The organism is Chlamydia avium 10DC88 (assembly GCF_000583875.1).
Lineage (GTDB): Bacteria > Chlamydiota > Chlamydiia > Chlamydiales > Chlamydiaceae > Chlamydia > Chlamydia avium.
On sequence record NZ_CP006571.1, the window covers coordinates 611,220 to 635,369 of the forward strand.

Sequence of the window (24,150 nt, forward strand, 5' to 3'; positions counted from 1 at the left end):
AAATTAAAAACTTACCATTGTTTATTTAAACCCATAGTAAATGCTACCAAAATTAATTACTATTACCAAAAACATTAATAACAAAACAATCTTCCCACCAGGAACTAAATGTTTTGCTTTATAACTATGTTTTCCATAACGACCTTTCCACACCATGAGTAAGGGGGCAACTCCAATAATCAAAGATGCTCCTATCCCTCCTGCATAATGTAAACATTTTAATACTATCTCAGGATAACACATTGCCCAAGCTAAGGGGAGCATGATCGTTAAAAATAACATTGAAAAACTATGTGTCTTTTTATTCCAATGAAATGCATCAGATAGGAAATCCATCAATCCTAGGGAAACACCTAGTAAGGAAGAAATTAAAGCAAAAAATCCAAAAAACTCACCAGCAACATAAAATAAAGAACATTGTAAAGCATTTTTCATAGATTCTACAGCAGTATATCCGTGTGCATGAGCATCAATTAGAAAATTCATGGGGACTACTCCCAAAACTAAACCTTCCCAAATAATATATAAGATTAAAGGAAATAGGCTCCCAATAATAATAGATTTTTTAACATCAGCTACCTTCTTATCCAAATAATAATATAAAGAAGGAACAACGTTGTGAAAACCAAAAGAAAGAAAAAGTACAGGTAGATTGTCTATTGATTCTATCCACGAAGTACGTAAAAGAAATTCTGGTTTTAATTTGAAAACGCCTAAAATGCAAAATGCTATAAATGCAACACCAAGACCGAAAACAAAAAAACGGTTACAATAATCTATAACTTTTGTCCCCAAAAGCAATGCTGGACAAATGATGAGTGCAAATCCCAAAGGTGCTAGGTGACGTATCCAAGTTAAAGAACATCCCTGGCATCCAAAAATTCGAAATAAAATGTTCCCACCCTCACAAAAGTAAGCGATTAATAGAGAATAAAATAGGAATAAATAGACAACCCAAAGACAAATTTTACCTATACCTCCAAGAGTATACTGAGCCATAGATAACATATTAATTTGTTGTTTCTCCTTGAACCAGGTCATAACTTCCAATAAACATAGTCCTGATAGCATAGAAAACAACCAAGAAAGGCTATAGAGCAAAACTGTAGGAAAGAATCCGGCATATGCTGTTAATACAGGAACTGCTAACACTCCAGCGCCTATAGCTGTACCTGCAACGATTAGAGAACCTCCTAAAATCTTACTAGACATGAGAAACCTTTCTTCATAAATTTGCTTTAAAAACTAAGATGTATTGAACAAACTTCTACTTTATTCAACAGTTACTGACTTTGCAAGATTTCTAGGGCAGTCTATTTCGTTTCCTTTTTGCAAAGCCATAGTATATGCCATAATCTGTCCTGCAATAGTATAAAGAATAGGAGCTACAAGAGGATGACTATTGGGAATATATATCTGAGAATCGGAAACAGCAGCTATATCCTGTTGTGATTCCGATGCTAAGGCAGTAACACGAGCTCGCCTAGCTTTCACTTCCATGATACATCCTACCATTTTGTCGTAAACAATAGGATCACCACAGAAAGTAATCACTGGAGAGTCTGTACTAATTAAAGCAATAGGTCCGTGCTTCATTTCACCTGCAGGATAACAATTAGCTTCCACATAAGCTATTTCTTTTAATTTTAAAGCTGCTTCCATGCAAACGGGATACATAAAACGACGGCCTAAAAATATAAAACGATCTTCATGAGTATGTTGGAGTGCCCAAGAATGAAGATGTTCGTTTGCTAATAGACGACGACATAACTCAGGAATCTCTAGAATGCTTTTCCCATAAGCAAGATGGTCGTCTAACTTTAAAGCACCCTTAACCATAGCAAGCTTCAATCCAAATAAAATAAATAAAAGAAGCTGAGCAGTAAAGGCTTTAGTAGATGCCACACTTACTTCGATACCTGCTTCTAAAAACAAACAGTAATCTACTCCTGTTGCAAGTGCTGACTCTTCTACATTACATATTCCTAATATGCAAGTAACCTGCCTCCGACGAAACTCTTTTAAAGCGGCTAGAGTATCTGCAGTCTCCCCAGATTGACTGATTAAAATAGCTAGGGTATTTTCTCCGATATATGCCTGGCGATAACGAAATTCTGAAGCTACTTCTATATACACAGGAATTGAAACTAGAGATTCAATAATATACTTAGCTAACAAACCAGCATGATAAGAAGAACCACACGCAACAATAGAAATTGCATTAAAATTTTCTAAAGAAAAACCTTCTAAAAAGTTAGATCGTATATGTCCTTGATCGCTAAAATATTTATCAATTAAATGCTCTAGAACATCAGGTTGTTCATAGATTTCCTTAAGCATATAGTAACTATATCCCTGCTTATCTAAGGAAGAATCCGTATAAGCTACTTGACGTATTTCCTTCTGTATACTCTTTAACGCAAAGTTGTAAGTTTCTACAGTACCCAAACCTATAACAGCCAATTCTCCAGAAGCTAAAGACTGTACGTTTTTCGTATGTTTTAAGAATGCTCGTGTATCCGAGGCTATGAAACTTTCTTTCTCTCCCAAGCCAATGAGTAAAGGGCTATCTTGTGCGGCACAAAGTAAAACATCAGGATGATCTTTATGAATCAAGCCGCAAGCAAAGCTACCTTTAAGTTGGGAAAGAGTCCATGAAAAACTATGGAGAAGATCTTGTGTGAGTTGATAACGTGAAGAAAACAACTGTACAATAACTTCAGAATCTGTATCCGAAGTAAAGAGAATTCCCTGAGTAAGAAGCTGCGATTTTAATTCCTTAAAATTTTCAATAATTCCATTATGAACAATAGCGCAACTATTACTGTAATCTACATGGGGATGTGCATTATCTACTGTAGGCACTCCATGCGTAGCCCAGCGGGTATGTCCTATAGCTAAATTAGAAAGAACGTTATCACATTTTAAAAAGCATTTTAATTCGTCTACACGTCCTGTAGTTTTTTTTACAAACAACTGACCTGCATGAATAGTTGCTAGACCTGTAGAATCGTAACCACGATATTCTAACTTCTCGAGACCTTCAATGATCAAAGGAATTGCTGACTTAGAACCTAGATACCCAAATATTCCACACATACATAACCTTAATCTAAAGCGCCTGCCCCAAGTTCAGAATCCACGATATCCGCTATTGTCTTTGCTAGGCAATCTACTTGATGTTTCTTTAACCCCTCCACCATAACTCTGCAAATATTTTCTGTTCCAGAATATCTTAATAAAACACGTCCTGAATCCCCCAAAGTAGCTTGGACATCTCTTAAAGCTTCTTGCACCATAGGTAGAGTATCTAGAGGCACTTTTTTCTTCACAGAAACATTAATCAATGCCTGGGGGATCTTAACAATAGGTGATGTTAAATCAGACAAAGTAGATTCGCTTTCAATCATAATGCGCAGTACCTGCAAAGCAGAAACGATGCCATCTCCAGTTGTATTATAATCTAAAAAGATCATATGTCCACTTTGCTCACCGCCTAAATTGGCTTCATTTTCCAACATTGTTTGCAGAACATGACGATCCCCCACGGAGGAAATCAAAATACCAACACCCATACTTTCAAGATATTTTAATACACCAAAGTTAGTCATTACAGTTGCCACTACATGATTACGATTCAATAGATCCTTATTTTTCAGATCGTTAGCACAAATTCCCAAAATCATGTCTCCATCAACAATCTGACCTTTTTCATTCACCATAATCACGCGATCACCATCGCCATCCAAAGCAATCCCTATATCTGCTTTGTGTTCGATTACTGCTTTTTGAATCACTGAAGGGAAAAGAGCTCCACAATTATCGTTAATGTTAATTCCTGTAGGCTCGCATCCATAACAAATTACCTCAGCATCCAGCTCTTCAAATACTGAGGGAGCCACTTTATAAGCTGCACCATGAGCACAATCTAAAACTATCTTTAAACCCTTTAATGTTCTCCCCTTAGGGAAGGTAGCTTTAGCAAATTCAATATAACGTCCCATGGCATCCACAACACGCTTATTTTTCCCTAAAGCATAATCTTCAGGGAAATTTCCAAAATTATTATTGGCAACCATTTCTTCAATACGACGTTCTATGGCGTCACAAATTTTAAAACCTTCCGAAGAGAAAATCTTAATCCCATTATCCCAATAAGGATTATGCGATGCAGAAATCATAATTCCTGCATCAGCACGATATGCACGAGTAATAAATGCTACTCCTGGAGTAGGAATTGGGCCTAAAACTAAAGTCTCAATTCCCATCGATGTTAATCCAGCAACTAGGGCAGTCTCAAACATATATCCAGACAAACGAGTATCTTTGCCCAACACTACACGATGTTTTCCTGGTTTATTTTCCTGTAAAACACCTGCTACTGCTTTCCCAAGTAAAACAGAAATTTCTACAGTCATGGGCTCATAATTTGCTCTCCCACGAATACCATCAGTACCAAACAGTTGTTTTATTTCCTGTGCCATTATTTCCCTAAAGATGTTTTTTTCTTGCCCAAAGATTCTTTTCCAAACAAAATAAGAAGACCAGCAAGTTTGATGCTATAAAGAAAAAATTATTCTTAATTTTCTCTATGTTTAAAAGTTTTAACATAAAACTCAAATTGTGATCAGAGAAATCATTATGACTGAGACAATACATAGATGTGGTAAAAACACTTCCTGAAACTTAATGTTATAATACCCTTACTACTGAATCCTTTAGCCACTTAACCAGGATATACATAAAAATGAGAATGAAAATTCTTTTAAGAAATTGTAAGATAAAATCTTGATATAAGATATAAAAGAGGTCTTTATCTGGGTATTTTATACTTGCAAACTTTGAGATTTTTGCTATGGTGAAATTCCCCTAGAAAAAAGAGTACTTAAATACATTTTCTTCCAAGACTTTTAAATTAAAATCTATAACACATGGCCTGTGATAATAAAACTCTTTTCCATAGAGGCTTAGAATTGTTTAGAAAAATTTCTAAATCCGCACCTACTCCAATCATTTATTCTGCAGCGAGTTACAATATAAAGCCCCAAGACTTTTCCCATAATGCACTTTCTGTCATCAAAACATTAAGGAAAGCTGGGCATCAGGCATATATTGTCGGTGGATGTATTCGTGATTTGTTATTGAATACGACACCAAAAGATTTTGATATTTCTACATCAGCAAAACCTGAAGAAATTAAAACATTATTTAAAAATTGTATCCTAGTAGGGAAACGATTTCGCTTAGCGCATGTCCGTTTTGCAAATCAAATTATCGAAGTATCTACGTTTCGTTCAGGAAGCCCCGATGAAGATTGCTTAATTACGAAGGATAACCTCTGGGGAACAGCAGAAGAAGATGTATTAAGAAGGGATTTTACAATTAATGGTCTTTTTTATGATCCCGCCGAAGAAACTATCATTGATTATACCGGAGGTGTAAACGATTTACAAAATCGTTATTTACAAACTATTGGGGATCCTTTTGTCCGTTTTAAACAAGACCCAGTAAGAATGCTTCGTTTACTTAAAATCTTGTCCCGAACAGCATTTACAATCGATCCTAAAACATTGGAGGCCCTACAACAATGTCGTTATGAATTAATTAAAAGTTCTCAAGCGCGTGTTTTTGAAGAGTTAATTAAAATGCTAGGATCTGGTGTGTCATCTGAATTCTTTAAATTAACAGCTAAGTACCAAATTCTAGAAATCCTCTTTCCCTATATGGCTAAAGTTTTTCGCTTAAATTCTAAATTAAAGGAACAAACTTTTTCTTATTTAGATAAGTTAGACCAAAATATTCTAAAGAAAAAACATCATTACGAACGCCATCAACTCATGGCTATCTTCCTATTTCCTCTTGTGAATTTTAACGTTAGATACAAACATAAACAACATCCGGGGCTTTCTCTCAACGCTATCTTCGATTACATTAGAAATTTTCTAGGAAAATTCTTTGCGGATTCGTTCACGAGCTGCTCAAAAAAGAATTTTATTCTAACAGCTTTGATTTTACAGATGCAATATCGGCTAACACCTTTAGCTGTAAAAAAAAACATGTTTTTAACCGTAAGTTTCTAAATCATGTACGTTTTTCTGAAGCTCTTTCTCTATTAGAAATTCGTAGCTTAGTGTATCCTAAGCTCGATAAGATCTATGTCGCTTGGATTCGACATTATCGATCTTCACAATCTAAAAAGGAATCATCATAAAGATAAGCGCAACGTGTTCTCTCCGTCTCTTGTTCATGTATTGTATCCTGTAGGATTACTAGCTAATTTATTCTTTGGCTGCGCATTTACTATACAATGGTTTTCTAGCTTCAAACAAAAACAAGCCTGTGTTCCTAAAATTTTCTGGATACTGTCCTCTATGGGCGCATTGCTGATGATTACCCATGGTTTCATACAAAGTCAGTATCCTATTTCACTCCTACATAGTGCAAATCTTGTTATCTATTTTAGAAATCTGAATATCACCTCTTCTTATAAATTATCGTTCGTATCTACTTTAGGGATCCTTGTTCTTTCCCTAATGCTTACAACCCTACCCTTTGCCATAGAGTCGTACTACTATCCCCATATGAAATGGATGGCATCACCAAATATACTTCATCTTCCCTTCCCTCCGCCAAATCAATATTGGCATATTCTTGGCTGTTTGGGATTATTAATTTTTTCGTCTCGATTTTTCGTGCAATGGTGCTATTTAGAAACAAAAAAAAGCTCCTCGTTACCTGCATTATTTTGGCTTGTAGGTTTTTTAGGAGGCTTTTTGGCGTTCACTTATTTTATACGCACTGGGGATCCCGTAAACATAATCAGTTATGGATGTGGTTTACTTCCTTCATTAGCTAATTTACGCATCATTTACAAAAAATATCGTCTTCCTGATCACCGCAATTACAGTTACAGTTGCTTTTTATCTGCAGGAGAAGCTAGCGGTGATACCTTAGGAAGTCATATTCTCCACCATATGAAAGCCATCGATCCTCATAGGAGATACTTCGGTGTTGGCGGCCCTTTAATGCGTAAAGAAGGGTTAGAAGTTCTCATAACTATGGAAAAATTCCAAGTATCAGGATTTTTAGAGATTTTCATTTCTATATTTGGATTATTTGCTAAATACCGAAAATTACATAAAGCTATTTTGAAAGAAAATCCTGAAACTGTTCTTTTTATTGATTTCCCTGATTTTCATTTATTTCTAATCAAAAAATTAAGAAAATCAGGATATCAGGGTAAAATTATCCACTATGTTTGTCCTAGCATTTGGGCTTGGAGACAAAATAGAAAAAAAATTTTAGAAAAAAATCTTGATATTCTCCTGTTAATCTTACCCTTCGAACAAGACATCTTTCAGAACTCCCCACTAAAAACTGTCTATTTAGGGCACCCTTTAGTAGAAACTGCTAAAAAATTCCAACATAGCGATATATGGAAAGAGAAGTTGGCTATTTCTAATCAACCTATTGTTGCTGCTTTCCCTGGAAGTCGACCAGGAGATATCACAAGAAATTTAACCGTGCAAATACGTGCTTTTCTAGCATCATCACTAGCAAGTACTCATCAACTTCTCGTCTCCTCGTCCCACGCTAAATATGATCATATTCTTTCTGACCTACTTACAAAAGAAGGATGTGAAAATAGTCGAATAATTCCATTCACACTACGCTATCAATTAATGCACTCTTGTGATTTCGCATTAGCCAAATGTGGAACTATTGTCCTTGAAACAGCTCTTCATCAAACTCCTACAATTGTTACATGTTTGTTAGGATCTTTTGACAATTTTTTTAGCAAAATACATATTCAAAATTCTTCTTCCTGCATATTCTCTTCCTAATATCATTACGAATTCCATAATCTTCCCGGAATTTATAGGGGGAAAGTATGACTTCTCACACGAAGAAGTAGCTGCAGCTATAGATGTCCTAGCAAATCCAAAAGTCCAAGAAAACCAAAAACAGGCGTGCAAATCCTTGTTTGATATTATGACAAAAAATGTCGTAACCCCTCAAGAATGCTTAAAAGCTATATACGGGCAATCGTATTCAAATAAAAATAAGTCTAATAATTAGAGTCAGTTTTAAAAAGGACTTTCCTGAGATCTCAGCTCTTCTTTCTCGTCCTTTTCTTCTATAGTATAGATATTAGATTTAGAAAAAGGAGATGTAATTTCTTGGTTTCGAACAAGTTCATTTTCATACTCACGAATCTTTTTTATGGCTTCTACTTCATATTGATATGATGCTTGTTCCAATGCTTCCAGTTCTTGTTGCATTCTGTGATAAATCTGCTTATTACTTACTTCCTCTTGCGCATGAAGTAATTCTTCTCGCAGATATTTTTCCCTTTGTAAAAGATCTTGTAGATTTACGCGTTCATTTTTCAAAAGAAGTTCGTTTTCTTTATTAGTCTCTTCCAAACTTTTTAATTCCTCTTGAGTTTTTGATAACTGTGATTGCAATAGAAAAACTCTTGATATCAGCATCAACTTCTTATTCCCATACATGGCAATAATGAACAAAATCACACTTGAAATCATAGCAACTGCGGATAAAGCCGCTAAACATCCGAAGGCATGAAAAGAAAAAACTACCAAAGCCCCCAATGTAAAGCCCATAAGTAGAGTTCCTGTTGTTATAGTGATAATAGTTAGAATGTAGGGAAAACAAGGCTTCGCAGGCGAACATTGCGTTTTAATAGAAGAAGAAACACCTGAGTCAACATTTAAATTAGGGACCGCCATAAAATGCCCGCTTATATAAAAATATAGAAAATTATTTGAATTAAAAATTTAAAAGTATAATAAAGAGTCATTAAATTCCTCAAGATTCTTCGCTCTAATTCTGTGCAATCTTATTTTTCAAGTTTTGAATTATCTCTTCATAAGATAACTTCTTTTCTTCCAGTAAAAACTGCCTTCTCTGTATTTCTTCTAAAAGAGTTCTATTATTCTCACCCCAGCTAATCTCTTGCTGAGCTAACTGCAATTGGTCTTTTAAAAACAAAATACGATTGCATTTCCTATGAATTATTGCTTTAGCATCTAATAATTTTTCCTCTAAAGCTTGCACTTTAGCAGCTTCTGACTCCAATTTTTGTAATTTCTGAGCCTGCTCCTCTACTTCTATAGATAGACTTCCTCTCATTAGAGATTGATATACCATATTACAAATGAGAACAACACTTAGAGTCATAATCATGACCATAAACACACTAAGTAGTACGGATACTTGCCATGAGAAAAAAAATAACGCTCCTACTTCACAACAAAAAAGTAATAAACCAAGAATTATAGTCGAAATATTAGTTATAGATAGAAGTGAGCGTGAAGAAATACGACAACTATTTGTTAGTTGGGAACAAATACTTTGAGGAACTAATGCAGTAACCATTACGAACCATCATGTTTCATAAAAAATGGAAGAATCGAAATTAGCCGAGGATTTTAAACGCAAGAACTTTAATAATCATATCCTTAGATAAACCAAAAGATTACACGTCCTCAATCTCTCTGATTCGCCTTTCCAAACAGAATAACAAATTCATTGTAAAAACTCAAACCTAACACAGTCATTAACATACTCATAATGAGTAGGTAACAACGTCCAATGGGTTCAATAAATAAAGGATTCTATTTATAGAACTTTCTTAGACCATAAACAAACTATGTTACGAACTAAAATTCAATCAAGCAAAATCACACTCTTAATTTTATGAATCAGAATCTCAATGCTGTGGAGGCTGTTTATCAGGAGATTCCTGGCTGGGAAGAATTGTTGAAAGTAACTGTTGTCTTCTCGATTCAGGTAAACTCATTGCCATTGCTTGAACCAAAGCTCTTAAAGCTCTTGAAGATGCAACGTCTCTCGAAGATTCTAATAACTTAGATTGCAATTCTTCAATTTGTTTGTCTTTAGATTCTATCTGTTCCAGTTGTTTTGTAGTTGTCTCCGATAGGGAGGTTATTTGTGATTCCAACTGATTTATGCGCTGTTGCAATTCTTGGTTTCTTTCCCTTTCTTCTTGTAATTCTTTGCTCTGCTCATCAATTTTCTTATATAACTCATTCTGAGAAAGAGTCAAAATATGCTCTCTAGAATAATGAGAGAAAGCAGCTAAGTTCTCTCTAACAGTCTTAAATGCTGCTAATTCCTTATGCTTTTTCTTCTCTAATTTTTCTTCGAAGGCACGGAACATTCGCTCATACAACTCTAAAGTATTTTTCAACTTAGAGTTGTCTTGACTTATAGAATCAAGTTCTTTTTGAAAATTAACTATCTTATGCATGTGCAGATCCTTCTCAGATCGTGATTTCTCTCTTAAAGACTCAAAAGTATTTTTCAACTCAGAGTTGTCTTGACTTATAGAATCAAGTTCTTTTTGAAGATGAACTATCTTCTGTACTTGCAGATCTATCTCAGATCGTGATTTCTCTCTTAAAGACTCAAGCTCTTGAAGTAATTTCTCATTTCGTGAACGCTCATTTTCTTTTTCTTGTTTCTCTAATGATAACTCTGTTGATAGACTCGTATAGCGTATTTGTACAATCTCGAGATTTTGAATCTTTTCTGTTAGTTCCTTGATCTTATTCTGTCTTGACTCTAACTCTCGATTTAATCGTAATATTTCTTCTTCAGAAGCTTGTCCTTTTGCTCTTTCAGTTTGAAGAATCTGCTCTAGATCTTCTACCTTATCTTTCTCTTCTTTAAGTTTATCACTAATTTGGCTTAGTTGTGATTGAAGCTTACCACGAACTTTATCTCGTTCTAACTTTGTTACTGTAGCAGTTAGTTTAGCAGTAATACTTGCTTTCTCTCTTAATATATCGGCTAATTTCTTCTCTTGATCTTGCTCTAGTTTAGCTTTTGCTTGTCTAAGATCTTCTAACTGCTGATTAAGAATTTTTATCGTTTCATCTTGAGTAGAATTTGTAATTTTAAGGTCCTGAATCTTCTGTTCTAACTCTACTATTTTAACTTTTAACCCGTCTATTTTTAATTGATCTTCAGAAACTTTATTTTCCAGTAAGTTACACAACTGCCTACTATTCTTAAGGAGTTCTTCAACACACCTAGATAAATTTTGAGCTGCATGCATGAGTGAATCAACCTGAGGTTGTTCATCATCTAATTGTATACTAACACTACTCCAACCATCTACAGCTTCCAAATAAGTTCGCAAACACAAATCAAACTTTCTAAAGTCTAAAGAGTCTTCTTTAACACGTGAAAATATTAAATATTTAGATTGGAGCGTCTCAGAATCAGTAGAACTCTGGATTTTCTCCCTCGTAGCTAGTAAATTTCCTTTTGCTTCAGCAACTTTAATCGCCTCTTGCTTCTTTCGATCTAAAATCCCTTGATAACTTTGTTGTTTAACAGTGAAATTCCGTATCTGCTCATCAAAATTTGCCTCCGCTGCTGCGGCTGCTGCCTGACTTTCAGCTACAGCCTTTCGTAAAATAAGGACGTCCTGATCTCCTGGTAGGTGAAGTCTACTTGCTTGAGCCTTAGAAACTAAAGATCTGCAAATTAAACAATGGATTCCCGAAACTAAAAGAAGAAGCCCTATACCAATAGTGACTCCTAAAACTAGAGGAGAGAAAATACTGAAATCAATGCCAAAAACAACAGAGGCAACAACCCCCCCCCCCCCCCCAATGAGGTGACGAGTATCCCTACGACTAAAAGTAAAACATTGATAACTTTACACGCCGTAGATTTATTAATATCATATTGCGATTGATTGCTTTCTACATTTCTAAAAGAACAACAATTTACAAGCATTTATCACTACCACTACCTAAAACTAAAAGGCCAAGATTAGATAATAAGACATTCTTTTAACGCAAGTCATAGATAAAGGGATAAGGCTATTGACAATAAAAATTAAGCAATGAAAAGCAAATGGATACCCTATCTTTTTATTTCAGAAATGATATTAACCATTTCCAATACGGCAACAATGAACTCTATCAGAGGGAAGGATAATTTCTAACAATAGTCGTGTTTACACAACAATCCGAGAAAGAAAGCATAAACTCTCTAGACATTAGGATCTTCTTAAGAATTATAATAAAATCATTTCTTGTAATTTTCGAGTCAGGTCTTGAATATAGAACTCGTATGCATCTCGAGAATCCAACTCTGCTAAATAATTATTTTTGCAAAAAGTATTTTCCTGTTTCAATGCGTCTATACTTTTATCTAGATGCCTAACTTTATCTTCTAGTTGTGTTACCTGATCTTGATATCCAAGAATTTGCTTATCTAAACATTGTATATGGTTACTCAGTTTAACTGCTTCGTCCTGAGCCCTAACATAATTTCTTAAAGCATTACTTTGGCTAATTAAAAAATGAATTCCCAAGACTATCAAGACAAAAGATATGAGCGCATTTAGAATCAAATAACCTAAAGAAACTTGAGTGGTAACAAATAAACTTATAATATTGATTACCAAAGACAATATTCCTGCCACAATCACTGAAATCGTATACGCTACAAAGCAATGATGCTTGCTATTCGTTATGCATGGGGAAATCATGTGTTCTAAACACGCGGGGAAAATGTTCATAAAAAGCCTAAGCCACTCTTATTTTTTATCTAAACTATCACTAATATATCGCTGCAAACCAGCTATTTCTTCTCTTAAATTTTTCTCTCTCTCACTAAGTTGGGCCATCTCTTCTTCTTGTGACTGCACAATTCCGACTTTAAGTTCTAGATCATTCATAACTATTTGCAATTGAGATTGTAAACTATTATTTCTTCCTTTTTCTATGTCTAAGGATTGCTTTAAAATAACTGTCTCAGAAAACAACTCGTTATAACTTTCTCTCATTTTGCTAATAATCATCTTGGAAGCGATTTCTTGATTGACGTAATTCCTCTGACACTTCATAAGTTCGGAATTCAATCTATTCACGGTGGATTCCATCCCCATCTTCTCATTAACAAGAACTTGATTAGAAGCAAGAGCTTTCCCTAATTCCTTATTTTTTTCATCTAACACTTTATTTAGCTCCTTGAGTGCTTCTTCTTTTTCAAGAATTATCCGCTGAAAATATAAAGCATTAGTAGCTTCGTAGCCATGCAACTGAAGTAATTTAAAGAGAGCTCGACTATAGACACAGCCAAGGATTAAGAGTAAAACAATACCAAAAAGTACCGACCCCATAAGCAAATGAAACGCTATAGGTAACTGGGAACAAAAAACCCCCAAAAGAGAAGCGCCAATTGCCAATATCGAAATGCCGATGATAAGCCCCGCTAGAGAAGTGATCAATACAATCTTAACTTTATCCGAACTTTGAAGCTGTGTCGTCGATTGTGTGCTGACAATATTCTCTGGGGAAGTAGGAGAAACCATAACCATGCCTCTGCTCAACTAAAATAATGTTTCAAAAACACAATAAGGCAATCTATCTATCTTAAATTATTAAAAACTTATTTTACAAAGATCCTACAAATGGAAATTATTCTCAATATAAGAACGATTATAAAAAATTCTTTATAATCAAAATAAACATGTCTTTTTTATATGGAGGCTTCCTTAAGAGACCAGTTTTCTTCCTCTAGCTGTTGTACATAAGTTTGCAGCTTTAATAGCGTGGACTCTGTTTTATCTAATCTTCTCTGTAAAACGGTAATTTGTTTCTGAGAACGTAGAAACTCGATCTCTCTTTGACGAGATTCACGACTTACTTCAGCAAATTCCTCCTCTTTTGTGGTAAACATAAGAGAACTATCAATAAGTTCCATCTCGTTATTATCTAAAGCAGCCTGTGTAATGCTTAACTGAAACTGATATTCTTTTAATTGTAGATCATATTGACTCAGTTCATTTAAAAGAGAATCTCTATTTTTCTTAATGTCGTCTATCTCTTGATGTCCCTTAAAAATTTTATAAAAAATAATAAACGACAAAATCAAAGTAATAGCAATAACTACAGAAGAAAGAGAGATCAAAATGAAATTCATTGGACTCATCAATGCAATAAGCACTAAGGAAGTAATTTCCAGACCAAGTAACACGCACGATGATAGCATAGCAATGACCGTAGATGACATGGAGTGGCACCGAGAAAACGCGTCTACTGAAGAATCCGTGTTTTGAACTAAATTTGTGTTCTCTTTACAAACAGCAGTAATTTCCATAGAACATGCTCTTTTAAAATCATAAGTTCATAAACTAGATACCAAAACAAACAGACAAACTTACCGGATGGCGAAAATAATTTAATCCTTAATTCGCTTTCCTAAGGCATATGCATAGAAAAAACCTTGTACTTTGAGCATGAGATAAGAAGCTAATAAAGACCTTAAAAAATTAAAAAAACAAGAAGAACCATAATAAACTATCCTTTTTAATTTAGGACTTGTTCCAATATTATTTTCTGTTTGTTTCTTTAGTGAATAAAGTCTTAATTGCTCTCCTTCTTGGCTATCTACTTGTTCTGAGATTTGATCCTCACTACTAGTCAATGATTGCAGTGCAGCTATCTGTAATCCTTTCTCCACCCATTCACGTTCTATTTTTTCCTGTAGCTAGAATTAAGTCATCTCGTCGTTGTTAAACTTCTAGATGTTCTTCTAACAATATTGCTTTCTCACTTTCCAGATAGTCTACTGTCTGTTTCAAAATCTCCACCTTATTTTGAAGCGAGGTTACTCGATCTGACAATTGATCTCGTTTTCTCTTAATGAAGATTTCTCAGATGTAGCTATGGAAGATATTTAAAGGCACGGGTAAATCTTTCGGGGACAACACTGAAGCCATAAGCTGCTTACATTAAAATAATTAAGTTGAAAATTAAGCTGCTGCAAGATTTAAAATGCAAGTAATTTATTCATAAAGTCAAGCCACTCCTCCATCAAGAGAAAAATCAGCAATAAGCTATAAGGTGACCTTCCTAGATTCTCTCTGACTCGCTCTTAATACATTGGATATACAAATGAGAATGTCTATGATTTAATTACAAAATCAATAACACGAACCAGTACTGTAGAAAAATAAGCACATTGGCTTGTGATGTGCAACACGCCATATACGACGGGTTAGAGGGGTACTTTTAAAGTATTTTCTATCTCTGTAAAAATCATTTTGTTTTCTAATTGAATTTAAGAAAATTAACAATCACTTTACAAAAGTGAAATTTTAAAATTCTTTAAAGTTGCTTTAAAAATTTATTTCTTTTTCATTTTTTAATAAAAAAATTAATTAAAAACTTTTTATTTTAGAAATAATTGATTTTAATCAAAATGCCATGTAAAATTCTTTTAAATTATAAATTTTTAAAGCTTTTATGACATTAGCTTCCGATCCTAGTATACCACAGTGTTATCCAAGTATTACACAACATCCCTTGATAACATTTTACCAGGCAACTTCCTATACCTCTATTTACAACAAGTGCAGAGATCTCCTGAGTTCTTGTTGCTGTCTAAATCGCGCGCGTCCCTCTAACCCGCTCCATGTATTTGTATCCATTTTAGCAGCTATTTCTTCTGTTATCATTGCTATTCTTTTACTTCCTGTTAAACTTGTCTTACTTTCGGGATTCTTATGTTGTAAAATGCGTCGCACTACAATTCCTGATTTAGAAACACCTTCTTCAAAAAGGCCTCGTCCCCCATTCCAAGATAGGCAAGACTCTATTTCTTCTCATGTTATAGAAGAAGAGCCCGCAGATGTTATAGAAGAGCCTGTAGAGCCCTCTCTTAGAGAATATCTCTCTATGTACTTTTCTCATCTTCCTATAAATCGTATTGATGTTATAGCTATAGCTCGCACTACCCTAGAAGGAATGGACTTTCCTGAAGACACAGAATCTATACTCAATCTACCAGCCCATCTCTTCTTCGAAAGTCCTCCGAATATGGAGCAAGCCCTTACTCTTCCCCTATTATCCGTTGAAGAAGAAGAATCAGAAACAGAAGATGTCTCAAGGGAAGAAGTCGAAGAAGTCCCACCTTCTCCACTACCCGAAAGTATAATGCAAGATGCTCGAATTAAATTCTTGCAACGCCATCTTCCCGAATTACCCTTACAGAAGTACCCAGAGTATTTTCCTTTCGTTCTGGAGTTATTGAAAAACGAAAGTCCTCATGATCTTCCCTCAAATGCATTTATCTCTCCGACGCCTCCTGTACCCGCAGAAACTTCTCCAACTTCCCCTACACTAGAAGAATCAGGAGCAACAAGTATCCTGGAATCTATTGAAAATGAGCATCCTTCAATATGGCAGCAAGCATTTACGGATCGCCTCCTTCTCGAAGCGCCGTCAGATTGGGAATTCATAGACAAATTAAACCAATACATTTCCTTACTGATAAGAGATTCCAGAGCAGCTGACCTAAAAGATGCTATTCAGAGAATAGCTAATCCTGAAGAAGAATCACCTCTGCAAGATCCATCTGTGCAACAAACGGCACGGGCTTACTTCTCGTGCCTACTCACATTGTTCACACAAACATCTCTCCCTATATCTTTAAAGATTGAGATGTTGAATAGCATTTACCAACAATCTGCCCACTGGAGTTCAGCACCTGAACTCCTACTACCTATAGTATACGACGAATTACTTGCTATATCCTTCCTTCAAAGAGAACACGCTATTGCTTCTCTAGAAGAAGAACAGACAGGCTCCGGTAGCGCAATCATACGCCGATTACTGCCTCCTGTTTCTCCAGACATGACTGCAAGAGAACTTTCCGGATACATTGCATTATTACAACAAAAGTTTTCCCAGCCAATAACAACTCGACCTGACAGTCTTCCTCTAGTACCTTCGACAAATGCCCTATTACAAGCTTTATCACAATCACAACCAGAATGGTCACAATTTAAATACAGTTTCATACAATTAGTTGAAGATATCTGTGGAAGGAATAATCCGACTACACGGAGCATGGTATTTATCATTAACCACCTAGCTGCTGAAAGAGAACATCTCATAAACTATACCGATGAAGCTGCAGCATCAGCTCGAGCAACTATGCACTTGCTATACCAACTTCTGTCAAGAACAAATCTATCACAGAATGAGAAAAAACTTATTCTGAAAAATATTACCTCCTATAGTGATCGCTGTGCCCCTACCTGGATTACAGAATCAAATAACCAGCTAGAGCTCTATTTAAATTCTAGCACACATGGAAGAGATCTACTTCTCACTTGGGTACAGGCATTCAAACATCTTGCGATTCGCGACATGTATCGAAATGCGCCACAATGGCATATAGAATCAGCCTTTAAGTTAATATATCAAGAGCCTCTTGGTGTAGATCCCGGATTTGTTGATTCATACACACGGCAGTTAACAGAAAACCGTGAAGAGCTTGCGCAGCAATATGATCGATTTGTAGCATACTATGCTACATGTGCAAGACACATGGTAGAGTTTGTTTTAGAACAAGCGAAACAAGCATCTCAAGAACAGCTGAATACTTTGATGGAAATAATATTATCTGACCTAGAAGCAGTAGCGCCTCAGGAACATGTGTCAGAGCTCATGCAAATATTCTTCCCTGAAGAAGAAGATTATAAGCCATGTAAAATCGCAATTATTTACCTACTGGTACGTGAGGGAATCTTGGAATTATTAGAAGAACAGTAAATAGTCCATAAAGGAGTTTACTCACTGTTCTTCCGACATCTATTTCCCTAACCATGGAGTAGATTTTTCCGTCTCATTGCACTTAGGGAACAATGCGTTTTACAATTATATGCTAATAGCAATTCTTAGAAAATCAGACGAGCTCCTCCATTTATACCGTAAGCTACTACGTGTTCCCTCCATTCATAAGACATCCCTAAAAATGTACTAAAGTAGGAATTCCACTCTGTATCATTATTAAACTGAGCCTTCATAGATTTCCTAGATAAATTAGAACCGACTCCTTCCCAACTATAAGAAGCAACGGGCAAATTAACTAGAACATGTGGTTGCTGACGATAAACATCAAAAGCATAGGAAACACGTAAACTATTTACTTCTGAACGCTGTCCTCTTGAATAATTGTGTTCTAGAGAAACTCCTACAGGGACAGAGACATTCTGTAAATTTCCTTCTGCAAATGTTCGTGCTTCACTACCTATTTCAGAAAATGTAGGTAATTCTATATAAGAATATTCAGCTCCCGCAAAAGGAACAAAAGCGGATACTAAAGATGAAATGAGCCTACGAGAATTAATGATATAACGATAATTCACGTTAGCATCTGCTAATATACCGCGGCTATTCCATGATCCTTGAGATTTACCTAAATCAGATGAATATGTCGTTGTCAAATGATTATGTACATCACTATAAATAAACATCCCCTTAAATAACCAGGAGCCAGAGAAAATACTCATATAAGCAGATCCCAAATAACCGTTTTGCTCACTTCGAGATGCATAAGATTGACTATCTGTGTAACCGAAGAACTGAGCAAAACTTCCCCCAATTAAGAAATCTTCTATTAATTGGGTATCCAGCCCTAGAGCATAACCTCCCGAACGATGGTTAAAGCCATCTATTTGAGCGATTGTTGCACAATTTAAGAATGTTCCCATAGCAGATCCCCACATGTTCGTTGAGTAATCCATTTCCATTCTCTGTAAAGTGATGTTATGTGACATTTGCTGTTGTTTCAAAGCACGTAAGATTTCGTACTGCCCCCACAATGTGTTCAAAACTATAGCTCCTGATTTTTCTGGATTCAATTTATAGCCTGTGGGTTTCCAGTTAATCATGAGCTTCCCATGAACTACTTGAGGATCAGACCAATACCCTGTGTGTCCATATGTAGATTCTGTTATTTCAGGAACAGAAACATTTACTTTTAAAGACTCTAAAACATGATTTGCATCTACAGACTCTGTTAAATCTGTCTTAAAAGTAATCAAGGCAATATCTGTTTCCTTATTAAGCAACGCATGATTCTCATAACCTATACCTGCTGTATCTATGAGCGTTAAATCTAAAGCTCCAGAACCAATTACAGTTCCTTTAGGAATGACAATTTGTGGAGGAAGAGGAGTTGTACCAGGCTCTGAAACAAAAGAAGCAAGGTCTATGTCAAAAGAACTGACATCCATTAATAACTTTTCCTCATTCAGTTGGTCATTCTCATTAGTAGTATCCATAGAATAGGGAAACTTTGCTGATGGAGAATTGAGTCCTTCAGAATTTGAATTTTCTGATTCCTTCAAAGGTTCAAAAATACCTAGTACAGTTCCTGAAGCCAACAAAATCTTACTTCCTTCTCCCTGCTTGAGTCCGCATAACCATAACTGAGCTTGATCTGACAAAGCTAACGTACCTGACTCTAACACGGCCACTTGAGGAATTTTCGACGTAGCAGAAGAAAAGCGTATGATTCCTGTATGTTCTACTGAATCTTCAGCTGATTTACTATTTAATCTCAATGTGGGGTCTTTTAAAATATCCGAATGCTCTGAATTTGTTCTTCTTAAAGTGAGATCTTCAAATATGATCGCATCAGAAAAACATACACTATGATTTTTAGAAGCAGACACGTCTATTAAAGAAGATTCCTTACCTGCAAAATACAAGCCGTCAGACAAATCTGATGAATTCCTATTTCCTTGAAAAAGAATGTCTCCTTCTGAAGCTTCTAAAACTACTATTCCTTTTTCACAAATACGAACAGCTCCACCTGTAGGGGCGTAGTTATTATAGAAGGCGACTAGACCTGAATTCTTCTGAATAACTAAATCTTGAGTACAAATAGCCCCTCCGCCGAACTCATTGGTAGAATTATGGTTTAACACACTATTCCCAGAGAAAATAACGTCACCAGAATTTTCTTTGATTACTACTTTAGAGTCATTTCCAGAAAGTGTTACGACATTCTTCTCGTCTTCTTGATGGGATTCCATACATCCTGTTAGAATTGCTCCACCAAAATTTCCTGCATTATTCCCTAAAAAAGAAACAGAACAACTGTTTTTACTGATATCCACTCTTTGTTTAGCAAATATCGCTCCTCCACCACTGTAATTCTCGGAATCAGAAGAGCCTAGCATCCCATTATTTTTGAACTCTATGATTCCTTCGTTTGCAGATAAAGAAACACATCCTTCAGCACTAGCAAGAGCACCTCCTGCAATCTTTGTTCTATTAGCAATAAAGGAAATATCCTGTTTATTATTATCCACATTCAATGCATTTAAAGAGCAGACTGCGCCACCTAAAGATAAGGAAGAATTGTGCATAAAACACATGCCTTGATTACTAGAGAGGTCTACAATTTTAGATAAAATTGCTCCACCGCTTGCAGATCCTCCAAGCACATAATTACTAGAAAACACTAGGTTAGCATTATTAGAAATATGTACTTCATCAGTTCCTAATAAAGCACCTCCACCTATAATATCTGATTTTTGTCGATAACCTTCCTGAATATTCATACAATTTTCAGAAAAATCGACTTCTCCTGAATTATTTTGGATAACAATTTTCTTTGCAAAAATAGCCCCTCCACCCTGGATTCCTAAATCCATAAGCTGTGCTGCCTCATTGTTTGATACAGTAGAGGGTGTGTCTGCTTCAGTAGATGAAGTTGCTGTATCGGCTGATTCTGTATTGGCTGAAGATTCTGAGGCTTCAATTGCTGGTGTTGATTGAGTGGGAGTAGATCTTGTATTTCCATAATTACAAGAAAATCTTAATGAACCGGAATTACCTGAAATAACAACATCATTATGAGCGAAAATAGCTCCTCCACCAAGATGAGTACTTGAAGACACAGGTTGAATCATAGAGTTCTTAGAGAAAGCAACAGATCCTCTATTTCCGGCAACAACAATACTATCTCCATAAAGAGCTCCTCCACCCATATAATTAGGCACAGTAGCTGCATCTAGTTTATTTGTATTAGAGATGAAACTCACATCTCCAGAATTATTAAGGATTTTAATTTCTCCATACTGCTGTGATGTTTCTGAAGACTCCTGCGATGTTACTGAAGCATAACAATGAACTGCTCCTCCACCATATTGTGCTTCATTCTTTTCGAAAATTAGCGATCCAAAATTGTTCTGAATTTCTACCATATTCTGAGAGCTAATTGCTCCACCAGAGAGATTCGCTGAATTTGACTTAAATAGGAAATCACCTACATTCTCTACAATCTTGATATTTTTAGATACAAAGGCACCTCCATAGGATTGAGAAGAATTTTTGCAACAATGCAATCGACTATTATTGCATAGATTGATTTCTTCTCCGGAAGCTAAAACTCCTCCACCTAGTAATGTAGAGGTACCTGTTGATGTAGAAATTAATGCTGCGTTCTCCGTGAACTCTAAAAAACCTACATTCCCATAAATATCAATGACTTGTTCTGATGATATTACCCCTCCAGAAAGAGCCTGGTTCTTTAGACAAAAAATATCCTTATGGTTCGCTGAACATGTGAAATGACTACATGCTAAAGCACCACCGTTTGCTTTATCCGCATGGTTTCCTTCTATTAGAACAACTCCGTCATTATTGGATAAAATAATAGAACCATTCGGGAAACTAGATTTAAGATAGGTTCCTTGAGAACAACTTGCATGGATTGCTCCTCCACCCCGTGATAAATCTGTTTCTTGATGGGAACTGAGTAAATCCAATTGCGATTTACAATATGTTAAAGACACATCAGAACAGTTATTCACGACAATACTTTGTGCTCCAACACCTCCTCCATTTGTTTGTGTTTCACATTCATTAAAAACAAGTTTTTCCCTGAGATTTTCAAAAATGACATCCTTATCAGAATAAATTGCAGCTCCATCTTCTCGAGACTTTAGTGAGGAGAAAGAAAGACCCGTTCTTCCTCCAGTTCCTAAAAACGCAAGACCTATAAATCCTAAATTACCTTGTTCGTCTGCATCACCATTAGAGGAAGATTTGTAACAAAACGCTAACCCATGGTTAGCATCCTTTAATGCGTAATTACTGAGAACTTTTGTTTCCTCAGAATCTTGTTTAAGGGGAACAACAATAGATGAGGATGAATTATCTGAGGATGCATCGATATTCGTCCATAAGAATAGTTCGCCTACATGGAAGAAATGGCTTTTATTTGTAAAAAATTGCCCCTGGGCTACTTCAGCAAAAGATAGGACATAAGGAACATATGAAGACAAATTATTCAATACGGACTTGTCTCCACATACACGATTCTCTTGCTTGAATTCTATGGGTTTATCTCTCTTCAAAATGCCAGTAGAAATAAATTCTGACTGAATCTGTCTCCAAGAAAATGATTCAGATAATGTTTGTTGAGAATCTAATTCATAACCATATAACCCGCGTATAGAGGCCAGTATAGTAACTACGATAGAACGAGAAAATGCTGATTGAAATCTTGATACCTTGTTTGCGACCATCATAAACCTAATTCAGAGGTGTTGCAGTATTCACTTTTCAACAGATTTATCACTATCAGTAGGATACCGTCAACAAAGAAAAGATTACCTTAGGCAAGCTCTAGGATTAAGATAGACTTGATAAAATGCGTTGACAAACACGTGCTTGAGCTAAATCTATGGATCCAGAAATTCCATTAAATAAAGATTGTCCAGAAGCCTTCCCATGACATTTGATTACTAATTTAGATAACCCACAAACCATGGAACCGGGGTAAATGGTGTAGTCTAGCTGTTGTTTTACATCAGTTTCCAGTTTATCGCCTAAAATTTGGCGTAAGAAATCGAAAACCCCTTCTGCAGTTTTTAAAAAAATATTCCCAGTGAAGCCATCGGCTACAACAATATCAATGCGTCCACTGAAAACATCACCGCTTTCAACATTCCCAAGGAAAGATTCGCCAAATGTTTCTCTAAGGACACGAAACGTTTGTCTATGAGCTTCGGTACCTTTCCTTTCTTCAGAACCAATATTCAATAAACCTATGGTAGGGAATTCTACTTTCCCTAGACATTGTCTATAAGCTAAACCCATACGGGCAAACCCAACCATTTCCTCAGGATTAACAGAAACATTGGCTCCGACATCTAATATAACTGCACACCCACGCATGGTAGGAACACGAACAAGTAAAGCGGGACGACGTACATTGGGGAATATGGGAATTTTCCTACGAGACAAGGTGATTAAAGCCGCGGTATTTCCTGTGGAAATAAAACCATCAATTTTATCACTTTTAAGGTAGTCCAATCCCAAAGCCATGGAAGAAAACTTTTTGCGGATAGCGGTTAAAGGAGAATCATCCATAGTAATAAAGTCGTTAGCAACGATTATTTCTGGATAATTTTTCCCTATACCGCGAGAAAGAATTTGCTCTCTTACTTCCTCAGTAGCAAAAGCTGTAAAAGCAATTTGTGTTTTTGAGTCTCTTGACTTCAGTACGTTGATTAGCTCTTCCCAAATAACAAAAGGAGAATGATCTCCCCCCATGAGATCTATGCCAATACATACTTTCATACAACACAAACTTAATTATTATTTCTTTTCTATAGTCATAACGGCTTTACCATTATAAAAACCACAAGAAGCACATACTGTATGAGGAATAAATGCTTGTCTACAATTAGTGCAAACAGCTACGTGCTGCGCTTTTTTCGCATGGTGACTTCTGCGAATATTCTTACGTGCATTACTATGTCGATTACGTGGTACTGCCATATTTTTAAACCTTTTATATTACAAATGATCAAAGGGACTATTTCCCTTGTCTTTCTGTCTATCTTTTAAAAATTGTACGATATTTTCCCTCTCTGGACAGCCATCTTTATTACACTCTTGAAAATGATCACTCTCCAAAAGAAGTTCTTGTCTAATTAGATCCTTACAATCAAAAACCCCCGACTTAGCATCATCAAAACAAATGAGATGAGCGACTTCTATAGACTTTACTGGATACAAAAACTTTTTTTCACAAACACAACAACGCAATCTCAATTGCGTAGATATATTTAGGGAAAGGAACCACTGCTCATGATCTATTCTTTCCAAGCTACCTGATACTACAATTTCATCGGGGAAAAGCTCTTCTTCACCGGGCTCACAAATAAAATCGGGACTTAAAGAATAACGAATTTCTTCTTTTTCTCCAGGAAGTTTTAATCGACAAATATATAATTTTAAATCATCTTTACATCCCATAAGAAAAATTCTA

At 35.7% G+C, this 24,150-nt stretch carries 15 protein-coding genes and 2 pseudogenes; 3 read left to right on the forward strand and 14 right to left on the reverse strand.

Features of this window, described 5'->3' with window-relative positions:
- Window positions 1-21: 21 nt before the first annotated feature.
- The 3 genes from RT28_RS02715 to glmM are packed head-to-tail and all read right to left on the reverse strand — an operon-like array spanning window position 22 to window position 4,484.
- The gene (locus RT28_RS02715) at window positions 22-1,212 is read right to left on the reverse strand and encodes an aromatic amino acid transport family protein (RefSeq protein ID WP_038500738.1); all 1,191 of its coding nucleotides are present in this window, start codon (window positions 1,210-1,212) and stop codon (window positions 22-24) included.
- A 60-nt stretch (window positions 1,213-1,272) separates the two neighbouring features.
- Complete coding sequence (gene glmS / locus RT28_RS02720) at window positions 1,273-3,099, reverse strand: glutamine--fructose-6-phosphate transaminase (isomerizing) (protein ID WP_020356473.1); 1,827 nt, start codon at window positions 3,097-3,099, stop codon at window positions 1,273-1,275.
- 8 nt (window positions 3,100-3,107) lie between these two features.
- Complete coding sequence (gene glmM / locus RT28_RS02725) at window positions 3,108-4,484, reverse strand: phosphoglucosamine mutase (protein ID WP_038500741.1); 1,377 nt, start codon at window positions 4,482-4,484, stop codon at window positions 3,108-3,110.
- A 447-nt stretch (window positions 4,485-4,931) separates the two neighbouring features.
- Here glmM and pcnB point away from each other — a divergent pair.
- Both pcnB and lpxB read left to right on the forward strand, forming a co-directional pair.
- Window positions 4,932-6,211: pseudogene (pcnB, locus tag RT28_RS02730) on the forward strand (polynucleotide adenylyltransferase PcnB).
- Between the two features lie 13 nt (window positions 6,212-6,224).
- Window positions 6,225-8,079, forward strand: a pseudogene (gene lpxB / locus RT28_RS02735) (lipid-A-disaccharide synthase).
- 8 nt (window positions 8,080-8,087) lie between these two features.
- Here the strand turns inward: lpxB and RT28_RS02740 are convergent.
- The 7 genes from RT28_RS02740 to RT28_RS02770 form a co-directional block, all read right to left on the reverse strand.
- Window positions 8,088-8,750: a hypothetical protein gene (locus RT28_RS02740; protein ID WP_038500745.1), complete on the reverse strand. Its 663-nt coding sequence runs from the start codon at window positions 8,748-8,750 to the stop codon at window positions 8,088-8,090.
- A 94-nt stretch (window positions 8,751-8,844) separates the two neighbouring features.
- Window positions 8,845-9,399, reverse strand: a complete 555-nt coding sequence (locus RT28_RS02745; protein ID WP_038500748.1) for a hypothetical protein — start codon at window positions 9,397-9,399, stop codon at window positions 8,845-8,847.
- A 334-nt stretch (window positions 9,400-9,733) separates the two neighbouring features.
- Window positions 9,734-11,188, reverse strand: a complete 1,455-nt coding sequence (locus tag RT28_RS02750) for a coiled-coil domain-containing protein (protein ID WP_166484584.1) — start codon at window positions 11,186-11,188, stop codon at window positions 9,734-9,736.
- 888 nt (window positions 11,189-12,076) lie between these two features.
- Entirely contained in the window at window positions 12,077-12,583 is a 507-nt protein-coding gene (locus tag RT28_RS02755) for a hypothetical protein (RefSeq protein ID WP_038500754.1), read from the reverse strand.
- An 18-nt stretch (window positions 12,584-12,601) separates the two neighbouring features.
- The gene (locus RT28_RS02760; RefSeq protein ID WP_240991500.1) at window positions 12,602-13,378 is read right to left on the reverse strand and encodes a coiled-coil domain-containing protein; all 777 of its coding nucleotides are present in this window, start codon (window positions 13,376-13,378) and stop codon (window positions 12,602-12,604) included.
- 167 nt (window positions 13,379-13,545) lie between these two features.
- On the reverse strand, window positions 13,546-14,166 hold the full coding sequence (locus RT28_RS02765) for a coiled-coil domain-containing protein (RefSeq protein WP_038500760.1): 621 nt from the start codon (window positions 14,164-14,166) through the stop codon (window positions 13,546-13,548).
- Window positions 14,167-14,247: 81 nt separating this feature from the next.
- Window positions 14,248-14,529 carry a hypothetical protein gene (locus RT28_RS02770; protein ID WP_038500763.1) on the reverse strand — a complete coding sequence of 94 codons (282 nt, stop codon included), beginning with the start codon at window positions 14,527-14,529 and terminating at the stop codon, window positions 14,248-14,250.
- Between the two features lie 785 nt (window positions 14,530-15,314).
- Here RT28_RS02770 and RT28_RS02775 point away from each other — a divergent pair.
- Complete coding sequence (locus RT28_RS02775) at window positions 15,315-17,627, forward strand: DUF1548 domain-containing protein (RefSeq protein WP_240991501.1); 2,313 nt, start codon at window positions 15,315-15,317, stop codon at window positions 17,625-17,627.
- 125 nt (window positions 17,628-17,752) lie between these two features.
- Here the strand turns inward: RT28_RS02775 and RT28_RS02780 are convergent, their stop codons facing one another.
- From RT28_RS02780 to RT28_RS02795, 4 genes are all read right to left on the reverse strand, one after another.
- The gene (locus RT28_RS02780; RefSeq protein ID WP_038500766.1) at window positions 17,753-22,399 is read right to left on the reverse strand and encodes an autotransporter domain-containing protein; all 4,647 of its coding nucleotides are present in this window, start codon (window positions 22,397-22,399) and stop codon (window positions 17,753-17,755) included.
- 106 nt (window positions 22,400-22,505) lie between these two features.
- Window positions 22,506-23,456 (reverse strand): phosphate acyltransferase PlsX, encoded by a 951-nt coding sequence (plsX, locus tag RT28_RS02785; protein WP_038500769.1) that lies wholly within the window; start codon window positions 23,454-23,456, stop codon window positions 22,506-22,508.
- Between the two features lie 18 nt (window positions 23,457-23,474).
- On the reverse strand, window positions 23,475-23,657 hold the full coding sequence (rpmF, locus tag RT28_RS02790; protein WP_020356495.1) for a 50S ribosomal protein L32: 183 nt from the start codon (window positions 23,655-23,657) through the stop codon (window positions 23,475-23,477).
- Between the two features lie 18 nt (window positions 23,658-23,675).
- The gene (locus RT28_RS02795) at window positions 23,676-24,137 is read right to left on the reverse strand and encodes a DUF177 domain-containing protein (protein ID WP_020356496.1); all 462 of its coding nucleotides are present in this window, start codon (window positions 24,135-24,137) and stop codon (window positions 23,676-23,678) included.
- Window positions 24,138-24,150: the final 13 nt, after the last annotated feature.